General features: G+C 52.9%; 13 protein-coding genes. All 13 read left to right on the top strand.

The window, feature by feature from the left end; all coding sequences use genetic code 11:
• Position 1: 1 nt before the first annotated feature.
• The 13 genes from wcaB (at position 2) to wzxC (ending at position 13,875) form a co-directional block, all read left to right on the top strand.
• Positions 2–490 carry a colanic acid biosynthesis acetyltransferase WcaB gene (gene wcaB, locus ACK8NJ_RS08980; RefSeq protein WP_000888729.1) on the top strand — a complete coding sequence of 163 codons (489 nt, stop codon included), beginning with the start codon at positions 2–4 and terminating at the stop codon, positions 488–490.
• On the top strand, positions 487–1,704 hold the full coding sequence (wcaC, locus tag ACK8NJ_RS08985; RefSeq protein ID WP_001023881.1) for a colanic acid biosynthesis glycosyltransferase WcaC: 1,218 nt from the start codon (positions 487–489) through the stop codon (positions 1,702–1,704). Before wcaB ends, wcaC begins: the two co-directional genes overlap by 4 nt.
• A complete protein-coding gene (gene wcaD, locus ACK8NJ_RS08990; RefSeq protein ID WP_001764680.1) occupies positions 1,679–2,896 on the top strand; it encodes a colanic acid polymerase WcaD in 1,218 nt (405 codons plus the stop codon). Before wcaC ends, wcaD begins: the two co-directional genes overlap by 26 nt.
• A 10-nt stretch (positions 2,897–2,906) precedes the next feature.
• Positions 2,907–3,653, top strand: a complete 747-nt coding sequence (wcaE, locus tag ACK8NJ_RS08995) for a colanic acid biosynthesis glycosyltransferase WcaE (RefSeq protein WP_097481838.1) — start codon at positions 2,907–2,909, stop codon at positions 3,651–3,653.
• A 15-nt stretch (positions 3,654–3,668) separates the two neighbouring features.
• Entirely contained in the window at positions 3,669–4,217 is a 549-nt protein-coding gene (wcaF, locus tag ACK8NJ_RS09000) for a colanic acid biosynthesis acetyltransferase WcaF (protein WP_001153581.1), read from the top strand.
• A gap of 26 nt (positions 4,218–4,243) precedes the next feature.
• Entirely contained in the window at positions 4,244–5,365 is a 1,122-nt protein-coding gene (gene gmd / locus ACK8NJ_RS09005; protein WP_096885066.1) for a GDP-mannose 4,6-dehydratase, read from the top strand.
• 2 nt (positions 5,366–5,367) lie between these two features.
• Complete coding sequence (gene fcl, locus ACK8NJ_RS09010) at positions 5,368–6,333, top strand: GDP-L-fucose synthase (protein ID WP_000043615.1); 966 nt, start codon at positions 5,368–5,370, stop codon at positions 6,331–6,333.
• 2 nt (positions 6,334–6,335) lie between these two features.
• Positions 6,336–6,815 (top strand): GDP-mannose mannosyl hydrolase, encoded by a 480-nt coding sequence (gene gmm, locus ACK8NJ_RS09015; protein WP_179151291.1) that lies wholly within the window; start codon positions 6,336–6,338, stop codon positions 6,813–6,815.
• Positions 6,812–8,035 (top strand): colanic acid biosynthesis fucosyltransferase WcaI, encoded by a 1,224-nt coding sequence (gene wcaI / locus ACK8NJ_RS09020; RefSeq protein ID WP_034173159.1) that lies wholly within the window; start codon positions 6,812–6,814, stop codon positions 8,033–8,035. Before gmm ends, wcaI begins: the two co-directional genes overlap by 4 nt.
• A gap of 2 nt (positions 8,036–8,037) precedes the next feature.
• Entirely contained in the window at positions 8,038–9,474 is a 1,437-nt protein-coding gene (cpsB, locus tag ACK8NJ_RS09025; RefSeq protein ID WP_000079265.1) for a mannose-1-phosphate guanyltransferase, read from the top strand.
• A 101-nt stretch (positions 9,475–9,575) separates the two neighbouring features.
• Entirely contained in the window at positions 9,576–10,946 is a 1,371-nt protein-coding gene (gene cpsG, locus ACK8NJ_RS09030; RefSeq protein WP_411962370.1) for a colanic acid biosynthesis phosphomannomutase CpsG, read from the top strand.
• A 54-nt stretch (positions 10,947–11,000) separates the two neighbouring features.
• Entirely contained in the window at positions 11,001–12,395 is a 1,395-nt protein-coding gene (gene wcaJ, locus ACK8NJ_RS09035) for an undecaprenyl-phosphate glucose phosphotransferase (protein WP_000183130.1), read from the top strand.
• 1 nt (position 12,396) lies between these two features.
• Positions 12,397–13,875 (top strand): colanic acid undecaprenyl disphosphate flippase WzxC, encoded by a 1,479-nt coding sequence (wzxC, locus tag ACK8NJ_RS09040; protein ID WP_001578583.1) that lies wholly within the window; start codon positions 12,397–12,399, stop codon positions 13,873–13,875.
• Positions 13,876–13,918 lie beyond the last annotated feature (43 nt).

Raw genomic sequence — 13,918 nt, forward strand, 5'->3', positions numbered from 1 at the left:
GATGCTGGAAGATCTGCGTGCCAACAGCTGGAGTTTACGCCCGTGCTGCATGGTCCTTGCCTATCGCGTCGCTCATTTTTGTTCAGTGTGGCGCAAAAAGAACGTCCTCAACAATATTTGGGCGGCCCCGCTGCTGGTGCTGTATCGCATTATCACCGAATGCTTTTTCGGTTATGAAATCCAGGCAGCCGCAACCATTGGTCGCCGTTTCACTATCCATCACGGCTATGCCGTAGTGATCAATAAAAACGTGGTAGCGGGGGATGATTTCACCATTCGCCACGGCGTCACTATCGGCAATCGTGGTGCCGATAACATGGCATGTCCACACATTGGCAACGGCGTCGAGCTCGGTGCCAACGTCATTATTCTTGGTGATATCACGCTTGGTAACAACGTCACCGTGGGCGCGGGCAGCGTGGTGCTCGACTCTGTCCCGGATAACGCGCTGGTGGTGGGAGAAAAAGCGCGAGTGAAGGTAATTAAATGAATATTCTGCAATTTAATGTGCGACTGGCGGAAGGCGGGGCGGCAGGTGTGGCGTTAGATCTCCACCAGCGTGCGCTGCAACAGGGGCTGGCGTCACATTTTGTCTACGGTTACGGCAAAGGCGGCAAAGAGAGCGTCAGCCATCAGAACTATCCGCAGGTCATCAAACATACGCCGCGGATGACCGCGATGGCGAACATTGCCCTGTTTCGTCTGTTTAATCGCGATCTGTTTGGCAATTTCAATGAGTTATATCGCACCATTACTCGCACACCGGGTCCGGTGGTCCTGCATTTTCATGTGCTGCACAGCTACTGGTTGAATCTTAAGAGCGTGGTGCGCTTTTGCGAAAAAGTGAAAAACCACAAACCGGATATCACTTTGGTCTGGACGTTACACGATCACTGGAGCGTTACCGGACGCTGCGCCTTTACCGACGGTTGTGAAGGCTGGAAAAAGGGCTGCCAGAAATGCCCGACCTTAAATAATTATCCGCCGGTGAAGATTGATCGCGCACACCAGCTGGTGGCGGGCAAACGCCAGTTATTCCGTGAGATGCTGGCGCTGGGCTGTCAGTTTATTTCCCCCAGCCAGCATGTGGCTGATGCTTTCAATAGTCTGTACGGTCCAGGGCGTTGCCGGATTATCAATAATGGCATTGATATGGCAACCGAAGCGATTCTGGCGGACTTGCCTCCGGTGCGCGAAACTCAGGGCAAGCCGAAAATCGCGGTGGTAGCGCATGACCTGCGTTACGACGGCAAGACTAACCAGCAACTGGTGCGTGAGATGATGGCGCTGGGCGACAAAATCGAACTGCATACCTTTGGTAAGTTCTCGCCGTTCACCGCTGGCAACGTGGTTAATCACGGCTTTGAAACTGACAAGCGCAAGTTGATGAGCGCGCTCAATCAGATGGATGCGCTGGTATTCAGTTCTCGCGTCGATAACTACCCGCTGATTTTGTGTGAGGCGCTATCGATTGGCGTGCCGGTGATTGCCACCCATAGCGACGCGGCGCGGGAAGTGCTGCAAAAATCCGGCGGTAAAACCGTCAGCGAAGAAGACGTGCTGCAACTGGTGCAGTTAAGCAAACCGGAAATCGCGCAGGCGATATTTAGTACCACGCTGGCTGAGTTCAGCCAGCGCAGCCGCGCCGCCTACAGTGGACAACAGATGCTGGAGGAGTATGTCAACTTCTATCAGAATCTGTAGCTACCTGCTGCTGCCGCTGATTTACCTGCTGGTTAACGTCAAAATCGCCCAGCTTGGCGAAAGTTTCCCCATCACCATCGTCACTTTTTTACCTGTCTTGTTACTGCTGTTTTTAGAGCGCATCAGCGTTAAAAAATTGATGATTGCCTTGGGGATTGGCGCGGGGCTCACGGCGTTCAACTATCTGTTTGGTCAGTCGTTGGATGCCAGTAAATATGTCACTTCAACCATGCTGTTTGTCTATATTGTGATCATTATTGGCATGGTGTGGAGTATTCGCTTTAAAACGATTTCGCCACACAACCATCGCAAGATATTACGTTTCTTTTATCTGGTGGTCGGGCTGGTGGTGGCGCTGGCGGCAGTGGAGATGGCGCAAATTATCCTCACCGGTGGCAGCAGTATTATGGAGTCGATTTCGAAATATCTGATTTACAGCAACAGCTATGTGCTGAATTTCATCAAATTCGGCGGCAAGCGCACGACAGCACTTTATTTCGAACCGGCATTTTTCGCTCTGGCATTAATCTCAATTTGGCTCAGCATCAAACAGTTTGGTATCAAAACGCCTAAAACCGATGCTATGATTCTCGCAGGGATAATATTATCCGGATCGTTTTCAGGGGTTATGACCTTTATCCTGTTTTATTTGCTGGAGTGGGCATTTCAATATCTGAATAAAGAGGCGATTAAGAAAAAGTTACCGTTAGCATTGATTTCTATGGCTGTATTCCTGGTTGGTGTGGTAATTGCATTTCCTTATATTTCCACCCGTCTGGGCGATTTAGGTACGGAAGGATCGTCATCATATTATCGTATTGTCGGTCCGCTGGTGATGGTCGGTTATTCTTTGACCCATATTGACGGTGTAGTCAGATTTGGCTCACTTTATGAATATGTCGCATCATTCGGAATATTTAACGGTGCGGATGTCGGAAAAACCATAGACAATGGTTTGTATCTGCTGATTATTTATTTTTCCTGGTTCGCGGTGTTTTTATCACTGTGGTACATGGGGAAAGTGATAAAAATGATGATCAACGCTTTTGGTGATAACCGCAATTTTCGCGTGCAATTATATCTTTTTACTCCGGTATCGCTGTTTTTTACCGGTTCGATATTTAGCCCGGAATATGCATTTTTAATCGTCTGTCCGTTTATTTTGCGAAAAGCGTTAAATATTACGAGGTAAGAATAAGAACATGTTGCTTAGCATAATCACTGTCGCGTTTCGTAACCTCGAAGGGATAGTCAAAACACATGCCTCGCTGGCGCATCTGGCGCAGGTGGACGATATCAGCTTCGAATGGATTGTTGTCGATGGCGGTTCCAACGACGGTACCCGTGAGTATCTGGAAAATCTCAATGGTATCTATAACCTACGCTTTGTCAGTGAGCCAGATAACGGTATCTACGATGCCATGAATAAAGGCATTGCGATGGCACAAGGCAAGTTCGCGTTGTTTCTCAATTCGGGCGATATTTTTCATCAGGATGCCGCAAATTTTATCCGTAAGTTAAAAGTGCAAAAAGATAACGTGATGATCACCGGCGATGCGCTGCTGGATTTTGGCGACGGGCATAAAATTAAACGTAACGCCAAACCGGGTTGGTATATTTACCACAGCCTGCCCGCCAGTCATCAGGCGATATTTTTTCCGGTATCCGGCTTGAAAAAATGGCGTTATGACCTGGAATATAAAGTTTCTTCCGATTACGCGCTGGCAGCCAAAATGTATAAAGCTGGTTATGCATTTAGAAAACTCAATGGCCTGGTGTCTGAATTTTCTATGGGTGGAGTATCTACCACCAATAATATGGAATTATGTGCTGACGCCAAAAAAGTCCAACGGCAGATATTACATGTGCCTGGCTTCTGGGCAGAATTATCCTGGCATTTACGCCAACGTACTACCTCAAAGACGAAAGCCTTATATAACAAAAGCTGAATATAAGGGAAAACGATGCAGGATTTAAGTGGTTTCTCGGTGCCGAAAGGGTTCCGGGGCGGCAACGCTATTAAAGTGCAATTGTGGTGGGCAGTACAGGCAACATTATTTGCCTGGTCGCCACAAGTATTGTATCGCTGGCGGGCTTTTTTATTACGTTTATTCGGCGCAAAAATAGGAAAAAACGTAGTTATTCGTCCGTCAGTAAAAATTACCTATCCGTGGAAATTAACCTTAGGTGATTACGCGTGGGTCGGCGATGAGGTCAATTTATATACCCTCGGTGAAATAACCATTGGCGCACATTCGGTGATATCGCAAAAAAGTTATTTATGCACCGGTAGCCACGACCATGCAAGTCAACATTTCACCATTAACGCCACGCCTATTGTGATTGGCGAGAAATGCTGGCTGGCAACCGATGTCTTTGTTGCCCCAGGCGTCACAATCGGCGACGGCACCGTCGTGGGGGCGCGAAGCAGTGTTTTTAAATCGCTTCCGGCAAATGTGGTTTGCCGGGGGAATCCCGCAGTGGTGATACGCGAACGCGTTGAAACTGAATAAATTCAAAAAATACAGAGGAATAAGACATGTCAAAAGTCGCTCTCATCACCGGTGTAACCGGACAAGACGGTTCTTACCTGGCAGAGTTTCTGCTGGAAAAAGGTTACGAGGTGCATGGTATTAAGCGTCGCGCATCGTCATTCAACACCGAGCGCGTGGATCACATTTATCAGGATCCGCACACCTGCAACCCGAAATTCCATCTGCATTATGGCGACCTGAGTGATACCTCCAACCTGACGCGCATTTTGCGTGAAGTGCAGCCGGATGAAGTGTACAACCTGGGCGCAATGAGCCACGTTGCGGTTTCTTTTGAGTCACCGGAATATACCGCAGACGTCGATGCGATGGGTACGCTGCGCCTGCTCGAGGCGATCCGCTTCCTCGGTCTGGAAAAGAAAACCCGTTTTTATCAGGCTTCCACCTCTGAACTGTACGGTCTGGTGCAGGAAATTCCGCAGAAAGAGACCACGCCGTTCTACCCGCGATCTCCGTATGCGGTCGCCAAACTGTACGCCTACTGGATCACCGTTAACTACCGCGAATCCTACGGCATGTATGCCTGTAACGGTATTCTCTTCAACCATGAATCCCCGCGCCGCGGCGAAACCTTCGTTACCCGCAAAATCACCCGCGCAATCGCCAACATCGCCCAGGGGCTGGAGTCGTGCCTGTACCTCGGCAATATGGATTCCCTGCGTGACTGGGGCCATGCCAAAGACTACGTAAAAATGCAGTGGATGATGCTGCAACAGGAACAGCCAGAAGATTTCGTTATTGCCACCGGCGTTCAGTACTCCGTGCGTCAGTTCGTAGAAATGGCGGCGGCACAGTTGGGTATCAAACTGCGCTTTGAAGGCACGGGCGTTGAAGAGAAGGGTATTGTGGTTTCCGTCACAGGGCATGACGCGCCGGGCGTTAAATCGGGCGATGTGATTATCGCCGTTGACCCGCGTTACTTCCGTCCGGCAGAAGTTGAAACGCTGCTCGGCGACCCGACCAAAGCGCACGAAAAACTGGGCTGGAAACCGGAAATCACCCTCAGAGAGATGGTGTCTGAAATGGTGGCTAATGACCTCGAAGCGGCGAAAAAACACTCTCTGCTGAAATCTCACGGCTACGACGTGGCGATCGCGCTGGAGTCATAAGCATGAGTAAACAACGCATTTTTATTGCTGGCCATCGCGGGATGGTCGGTTCCGCCATCAGGCGGCAGCTCGAACAGCGCGGTGATGTGGAACTGGTATTACGCACCCGCGACGAGCTGAACCTGCTGGACAGCCGCGCTGTGCATGATTTCTTTGCCAGCGAAAGCATTGACCAGGTCTATCTGGCGGCGGCGAAAGTGGGCGGCATTGTTGCCAACAACACCTATCCGGCGGATTTCATCTACCAGAACATGATGATTGAGAGCAACATCATTCACGCCGCGCATCAGAACGACGTGAACAAACTGCTGTTTCTCGGATCGTCCTGTATCTACCCGAAACTGGCAAAACAGCCGATGGCAGAAAGCGAGTTATTGCAGGGTACGCTGGAGCCGACCAACGAGCCTTATGCCATTGCCAAAATCGCCGGGATCAAACTGTGCGAATCTTACAACCGCCAGTATGGACGCGATTACCGCTCGGTCATGCCGACCAACCTGTACGGGCCACACGACAACTTCCATCCGAGTAACTCGCATGTGATCCCTGCATTGCTGCGTCGCTTCCACGAGGCGACGGCACAGAATGCGCCGGACGTGGTGGTGTGGGGCAGTGGTACACCGATGCGCGAATTTCTGCATGTCGATGATATGGCGGCGGCAAGCATTCATGTGATGGAGCTGGCGCACGAAGTCTGGCTGGAGAACACCCAGCCGATGCTGTCGCACATTAACGTCGGCACGGGCGTTGACTGCACTATCCGCGAGCTTGCGCAAACCATCGCCAAAGTGGTGGGTTACAAAGGTCGGGTGGTTTTTGATGCCAGTAAACCGGATGGTACGCCGCGCAAACTGCTGGATGTGACGCGCCTGCATCAGCTTGGCTGGTATCACGAAATCTCACTGGAAGCGGGGCTTGCCAGCACTTACCAGTGGTTCCTTGAGAATCAAGACCGCTTTCGGGGGTAATGATGTTTTTACGTCAGGAAGACTTTGCCACGGTAGTGCGCTCCACTCCGCTTGTCTCTCTCGACTTTATTGTCGAGAACAGTCGCGGCGAGTTTCTGCTTGGCAAAAGAACCAACCGCCCGGCGCAGGGTTACTGGTTTGTGCCGGGAGGGCGCGTGCAAAAAGACGAAACGCTGGAAGCCGCATTTGAGCGGCTGACGATGGCGGAACTGGGGCTGCGTCTGCAGATAACAGCAGGCCAGTTTTACGGTGTCTGGCAGCACTTTTATGACGATAACTTCTCTGGCACGGATTTCACCACTCACTATGTGGTGCTCGGTTTTCGCTTCAGAGTAGCGGAAGAAGAACTGTTACTGCCGGATGAGCAGCATGACGATTACCGCTGGCTGACGCCGGACGCACTGCTCGCCAGTGACAATGTTCACGCTAACAGCCGCGCCTATTTTCTCGCTGAGAAGCGTGCCGGAGTACCCGGATTATGAAAATACTGGTCTACGGCATTAACTACTCGCCGGAGTTAACCGGCATCGGCAAATACACCGGAGAGATGGTGGAATGGCTGGCGGCGCAAGGTCATGAGGTGCGGGTTATTACCGCACCGCCTTACTACCCGCAGTGGCAGGTGGGCGAGAACTATTCCGCCTGGCGGTACAAACGAGAAGAGGGGGCCGCCACGGTGTGGCGCTGCCCACTGTACGTACCAAAACAGCCAAGCACCCTGAAACGCCTGTTACATCTCGGCAGTTTTGCCGCCAGCAGTTTCTTTCCTCTGATGGCGCAACGTCGCTGGAAGCCGGATCGCATTATCGGCGTGGTGCCAACGCTGTTTTGCACGCCGGGAATGCGCCTGCTGGCGAAACTCTCTGGTGCGCGTACCGTGCTGCATATTCAGGATTACGAAGTGGACGCCATGCTGGGGCTGGGCCTTGCCGGAAAAGGCAAAGGCGGCAAAGTGGCACAGCTGGCAACGGCGTTCGAACGTAGCGGACTGCATAACGTCGATAACGTCTCCACGATTTCGCGTTCGATGATGAATAAAGCCATCGAAAAAGGCGTGGCGGCGGAAAACGTCATCTTCTTCCCCAACTGGTCGGAAATTGCCCGTTTTCAGCATGTCGCAGACGCCGATGTTGATGCCCTTCGTAACCAGCTTGGCCTGCCGGATAACAAAAAAATCATTCTTTACTCCGGCAATATTGGTGAAAAGCAGGGGCTGGAAAACGTTATTGAAGCTGCCGATCGCCTGCGCGATGAACCGCTGATTTTTGCCATTGTCGGGCAGGGCGGCGGCAAAGCGCGGCTGGAAAAAATGGCGCAGCAGCGTGAACTGCGCAACATGCAATTTTTCCCGCTGCAATCGTATGACGCTTTACCCGCACTGCTGAAGATGGGCGATTGCCATCTGGTGGTGCAAAAACGCGGCGCGGCAGATGCCGTATTGCCGTCGAAACTGACCAATATTCTGGCGGTAGGCGGTAACGCGGTGATTACCGCGGAAGCCCACACAGAACTGGGGCAGCTTTGCGAAACCTTTCCGGGCATTGCGGTTTGCGTAGAACCGGAATCGGTCGAGGCGCTGGTGGCGGGGATCCGTCAGGCGCTCCTGCTGCCCAAACACAACACGGTGGCACGTGAATATGCCGAACGCACGCTCGATAAAGAGAACGTGTTACGTCAATTTATAAATGATATTCGGGGATAATTATGGCGCAGTCGAAACTCTATCCAGTTGTGATGGCAGGTGGCTCCGGTAGCCGCTTATGGCCGCTTTCCCGCGTACTTTATCCCAAGCAGTTTTTATGCCTGAAAGGCGATCTCACCATGCTGCAAACCACCATCTGCCGCCTGAACGGCGTGGAGTGCGAAAGCCCGGTGGTGATTTGCAATGAGCAGCACCGCTTTATTGTCGCGGAACAGCTGCGCCAACTGAACAAACTCACCGAGAACATTATTCTCGAACCGGCAGGGCGAAACACGGCACCAGCCATTGCGCTGGCGGCGCTGGCGGCAAAACGTCATAGCCCGGAAAACGACCCATTAATGCTGGTGCTGGCGGCGGATCATGTGATTGCCGATGAAGACGCGTTCCGCGCCGCCGTGCGTAACGCCATGCCGTATGCCGAAGCAGGTAAGTTGGTGACCTTCGGCATTGTGCCGGATCTACCAGAAACCGGTTATGGCTATATTCGTCGCGGTGAAGTATCTGCGGGTGAGCAGGATACGGTGGCCTTTGAAGTGGCGCAGTTTGTCGAAAAACCGAATCTGGAAACCGCTCAGGCCTATGTGGCAAGCGGCGAATATTACTGGAACAGCGGCATGTTCCTGTTCCGCGCCGGACGCTATCTCGAAGAACTGAAAAAATATCGCCCGGATATTCTCGACGCCTGTGAAAAAGCGATGAGCGCCGTCGATCCGGATCTCGATTTTATTCGCGTGAATGAAGAAGCGTTTCTCGCCTGCCCGGAAGAGTCGGTGGATTACGCGGTCATGGAACGTACGGCAGATGCCGTTGTGGTACCGATGGATGCGGGCTGGAGCGATGTCGGCTCCTGGTCCTCTTTATGGGAGATCAGTGCCCACACCGCGGAAGGCAACGTTTGCCACGGCGATGTGATTAATCACAAAACCGAAAACAGCTATGTGTACGCCGAATCAGGCCTGGTCACCACCGTCGGGGTGAAAGATTTGGTGGTAGTGCAGACCAAAGATGCGGTGCTGATTGCCGATCGTAACGCGGTGCAGGATGTGAAAAAAGTGGTCGAGCAGATCAAAGCCGACGGTCGCCATGAGCATCGGGTGCATCGCGAAGTGTATCGCCCGTGGGGCAAATATGACTCTATCGACGCGGGCGACCGCTACCAGGTGAAACGCATCACCGTGAAACCGGGCGAGGGCTTGTCGGTACAGATGCACCATCACCGCGCGGAACACTGGGTGGTTGTCGCGGGAACGGCAAAAGTCACTATTGACGGTGATATCAAACTGCTTGGTGAAAACGAGTCGATTTATATTCCGCTGGGGGCGACGCACTGCCTGGAAAACCCGGGGAAAATTCCGCTCGATTTAATTGAAGTGCGCTCCGGCTCTTATCTCGAAGAGGATGATGTGGTGCGCTTCGCGGATCGCTACGGACGGGTGTAGCAGTTGCATAATCAACCGGATTAATTCTTCGGTAAATAACGACAAAAACAAAATTGGCCGTTTCGGTCAGGGCCAACTATTGCCTGAAAAAGGGTAACGACATGAAAAAATTAACCTGCTTTAAAGCCTATGATATTCGCGGGAAATTAGGCGAAGAACTGAATGAGGATATTGCCTGGCGCATTGGTCGCGCTTATGGCGAATTTCTCAAACCGAAAACCATTGTGTTAGGCGGTGATGTCCGCCTCACCAGCGAAACCTTAAAACTGGCGCTGGCGAAAGGTTTACAGGATGCGGGCGTCGATGTGCTGGATATTGGTATGTCCGGCACCGAAGAAATCTATTTCGCCACGTTCCATCTCGGTGTGGATGGCGGCATTGAAGTTACCGCCAGCCATAACCCGATGGATTACAACGGCATGAAACTCGTGCGCGAGGGGGCCCGCCCGATCAGCGGGGATACCGGACTGCGCGATGTCCAGCGTCTGGCAGAAGCCAACGACTTCCCTCCCGTTGATGAAAACAAACGCGGTCGCTATCAGCAAATCAATCTGCGTGACGCTTACGTTGATCACCTGTTCGGTTATATCAACGTCAAAAACCTCACGCCGCTCAAGCTGGTGATTAACTCCGGGAACGGCGCAGCAGGTCCGGTGGTGGACGCCATCGAAGCCCGCTTTAAAGCCCTCGGCGCACCGGTGGAAATGATCAAAGTGCACAACACGCCGGACGGCAATTTCCCCAACGGTATTCCTAACCCGCTGCTGCCGGAATGCCGCGACGACACCCGTAATGCGGTCATCAAACACGGCGCGGATATGGGCATTGCCTTTGATGGCGATTTTGACCGCTGTTTCCTGTTTGACGAAAAAGGGCAGTTTATCGAGGGCTACTACATTGTCGGCCTGCTGGCAGAAGCGTTCCTCGAAAAAAATCCCGGTGCGAAGATCATCCACGATCCGCGTCTCTCCTGGAACACCATCGATGTGGTGACTGCCGCAGGCGGCACCCCGGTAATGTCGAAAACCGGACACGCCTTTATTAAAGAACGTATGCGCAAGGAAGACGCCATCTACGGTGGCGAAATGAGCGCCCACCACTATTTCCGTGATTTCGCTTACTGCGACAGCGGCATGATCCCGTGGCTGCTGGTGGCCGAACTGGTGTGTCTGAAAGGAAAAACGCTGGGCGAACTGGTGCGCGACCGGATGGCGGCGTTTCCGGCAAGCGGTGAGATCAACAGCAAACTGGCGCACCCCATTGAGGCGATTAACCGCGTCGAACAGCATTTTAGCCGTGAGGCGCTGGCGGTGGATCGCACCGATGGCATCAGTATGACCTTTGCCGACTGGCGCTTTAACCTGCGCTCCTCCAACACCGAACCGGTGGTGCGGTTGAATGTTGAATCGCGCGGTGATGTGCCGCTGATGGAAGCGCGAACGCGAACTCTGCTGACGTTGCTGAACGAGTAATGTCGGATCTTCCCTTACCCCATTGCGGGTAAGGGGCTAATAACAGGAACAACGATGACAAATCTAAAAAAGCGCGAGCGAGCGAAAACCAATGCATCGTTAATCTCTATGGTGCAACGCTTTTCAGATATCACCATCATGTTTGCCGGGCTATGGCTGGTTTGCGAAGTCAGCGGACTGTCATTCCTCTACATGCACCTGTTGGTGGCGCTGATTACGCTGGTGGTGTTCCAGATGCTGGGCGGCATCACCGATTTTTATCGCTCATGGCGCGGTGTTCGGGCAGCGACAGAATTTGCTCTGTTGCTACAAAACTGGACCTTAAGCGTGATTTTCAGCGCCGGACTGGTGGCGTTCAACAATGATTTCGACACGCAACTGAAAATCTGGCTGGCGTGGTATGGGCTGACCAGCATCGGACTGGTGGTTTGCCGTTCATGTATTCGCATTGGGGCGGGCTGGCTGCGTAATCATGGCTATAACAAGCGGATGGTCGCGGTGGCGGGGGATTTAGCCGCCGGACAAATGCTGATGGAGAGCTTCCGTAATCAGCCGTGGTTAGGGTTTGAAGTGGTGGGTGTCTATCACGATCCGAAACCGGGCGGCGTTTCTAACGACTGGGCGGGCAATCTGCAACAGCTGGTCGAGGATGCGAAAGCGGGCAAGATTCATAACGTCTATATCGCGATGCAGATGTGCGACGGCGCGCGAGTGAAAAAACTGGTCCATCAACTGGCGGACACCACCTGTTCGGTGCTGCTGATCCCCGACGTCTTTACCTTCAACATTCTCCATTCACGTCTCGAAGAGATGAACGGCGTTCCGGTGGTGCCGCTGTACGACACGCCGCTTTCCGGGGTTAACCGCCTGCTCAAACGTGCGGAAGATATTGTGCTGGCAACGCTTATCCTGCTGCTGATCTCCCCGGTGCTGTGCTGCATTGCGCTGGCGGTGAAACTCAGTTCACCTGGGCCGGTTATTTTCCGCCAGACTCGCTACGGCATGGACGGCAAGCCGATCAAAGTGTGGAAGTTCCGTTCCATGAAAGTGATGGAGAACGACAAAGTGGTGACCCAGGCGACGCAGAACGATCCGCGCGTCACCAAAGTGGGGAACTTTCTGCGCCGCACCTCGTTGGATGAACTGCCGCAGTTTATTAATGTGCTGACCGGGGGGATGTCGATTGTCGGTCCGCGTCCGCATGCGGTGGCGCATAACGAACAGTATCGCCAGCTCATTGAAGGCTACATGCTGCGCCATAAGGTGAAACCGGGCATTACCGGCTGGGCGCAGATTAACGGCTGGCGCGGCGAAACCGACACGCTGGAGAAAATGGAAAAACGCGTCGAGTTCGACCTTGAGTACATCCGCGAATGGAGCGTCTGGTTCGATATCAAAATCGTTTTCCTGACGGTGTTCAAGGGCTTCGTTAACAAAGCGGCATATTGATATGAGCTTACGTGAAAAAACCATCAGCGGCGCGAAGTGGTCGGCGATTGCCACGGTGATCATCATCGGCCTCGGGTTGGTGCAGATGACCGTGCTGGCGCGGATTATCGACAACCACCAGTTCGGCCTGCTGACTGTGTCGCTGGTGATCATCGCGCTGGCAGATACGCTTTCTGACTTCGGTATCGCTAACTCGATTATTCAGCGAAAAGAAATCAGCCACCTTGAACTCACCACGTTGTACTGGCTGAACGTCGGGCTGGGGCTTGTGGTGTGTGTGGCGGTGTTTTTGTTGAGTGATCTCATCGGCGACGTGCTGAATAACCCGGACCTGGCACCGTTGATTAAAACATTGTCGCTGGCGTTTGTGGTGATCCCCCACGGGCAACAGTTCCGCGCGTTGATGCAAAAAGAGCTGGAGTTCAACAAAATCGGCATGATCGAAACCAGTGCGGTGCTGGCGGGCTTCACTTTTACGGTGGTTAGCGCCCATTTCTGGCCGCTGGCGATGACCGCGATCCTCGGTTATCTGGTCAATAGTGCGGTAAGAACGCTGCTGTTTGGCTACTTTGGCCGCAAAATTTATCGCCCTGGTCTGCAGTTCTCGCTGGCGTCGGTGGCACCGAACTTACGCTTTGGTGCCTGGCTGACGGCGGACAGCATCATCAACTATCTCAACACCAACCTTTCAACACTCGTGCTGGCGCGTATTCTCGGCGCGGGCGTGGCAGGGGGATACAACCTGGCGTACAACGTGGCCGTTGTGCCACCGATGAAGCTGAACCCAATCATCACCCGCGTGTTGTTTCCGGCGTTTGCCAAAATTCAGGACGACACCGAAAAGTTGCGCGTCAACTTCTACAAGCTGCTGTCGGTGGTGGGGATTATCAACTTTCCGGCGCTGCTGGGGCTGATGGTGGTGTCGAATAACTTTGTACCGCTGGTCTTTGGTGAGAAGTGGAACAGCATTATTCCGGTGCTGCAATTGCTGTGTGTGGTGGGGCTGCTGCGCTCAGTGGGTAACCCGATTGGTTCGCTGCTGATGGCGAAAGCGCGGGTCGATATCAGCTTTAAATTCAACGTATTCAAAACCTTTCTGTTTATTCCGGCGATTGTTATTGGTGGGCAGATGGCGGGCGCAATCGGCGTCACGCTTGGCTTCCTGCTAGTGCAGATTATCAACACCATTCTGAGCTATTTCGTGATGATTAAACCGGTGCTCGGTTCCAGTTATCGCCAGTACATCCTGAGTTTATGGCTGCCGTTTTATCTCTCGCTGCCGACGCTGGTGGTCAGTTATGCGCTGGGCATTGTGCTGAAAGGGCAACTGGCGCTGGGGATGCTGCTGGCGGTGCAAATAGCCGCGGGCGTGCTGGCGTTTGTAGTGATGATTGTGCTGTCGCGCCATCCGCTGGTGGTGGAAGTGAAGCGTCAGTTTTGTCGCAGCGAAAAAATGAAAATGCTTTTACGGGCGGGGTGAATGGTTGTTTTAGGCTACGGCAATAAAAACAACAACATAACCT

The sequence above is a fragment of the Escherichia sp. F1 genome (genome assembly GCF_046764225.1).
Taxonomy (GTDB): Bacteria; Pseudomonadota; Gammaproteobacteria; order Enterobacterales; family Enterobacteriaceae; genus Escherichia; species Escherichia coli.

Coding starts and splice junctions, on each gene's coding strand:
- wcaB (WP_000888729.1), top strand. CDS start 2: ATGCTGGAAGATCTGCGTGCCAACAGCTGGAGTTTACGCCCGTGCTGC.
- wcaD (WP_001764680.1), top strand. CDS start 1,679: ATGTCAACTTCTATCAGAATCTGTAGCTACCTGCTGCTGCCGCTGATT.
- wzxC (WP_001578583.1), top strand. CDS start 12,397: ATGAGCTTACGTGAAAAAACCATCAGCGGCGCGAAGTGGTCGGCGATT.
- wcaE (WP_097481838.1), top strand. CDS start 2,907: ATGTTGCTTAGCATAATCACTGTCGCGTTTCGTAACCTCGAAGGGATA.
- wcaI (WP_034173159.1), top strand. CDS start 6,812: ATGAAAATACTGGTCTACGGCATTAACTACTCGCCGGAGTTAACCGGC.
- wcaJ (WP_000183130.1), top strand. CDS start 11,001: ATGACAAATCTAAAAAAGCGCGAGCGAGCGAAAACCAATGCATCGTTA.
- fcl (WP_000043615.1), top strand. CDS start 5,368: ATGAGTAAACAACGCATTTTTATTGCTGGCCATCGCGGGATGGTCGGT.
- cpsG (WP_411962370.1), top strand. CDS start 9,576: ATGAAAAAATTAACCTGCTTTAAAGCCTATGATATTCGCGGGAAATTA.
- wcaF (WP_001153581.1), top strand. CDS start 3,669: ATGCAGGATTTAAGTGGTTTCTCGGTGCCGAAAGGGTTCCGGGGCGGC.
- wcaC (WP_001023881.1), top strand. CDS start 487: ATGAATATTCTGCAATTTAATGTGCGACTGGCGGAAGGCGGGGCGGCA.
- gmd (WP_096885066.1), top strand. CDS start 4,244: ATGTCAAAAGTCGCTCTCATCACCGGTGTAACCGGACAAGACGGTTCT.
- gmm (WP_179151291.1), top strand. CDS start 6,336: ATGTTTTTACGTCAGGAAGACTTTGCCACGGTAGTGCGCTCCACTCCG.
- cpsB (WP_000079265.1), top strand. CDS start 8,038: ATGGCGCAGTCGAAACTCTATCCAGTTGTGATGGCAGGTGGCTCCGGT.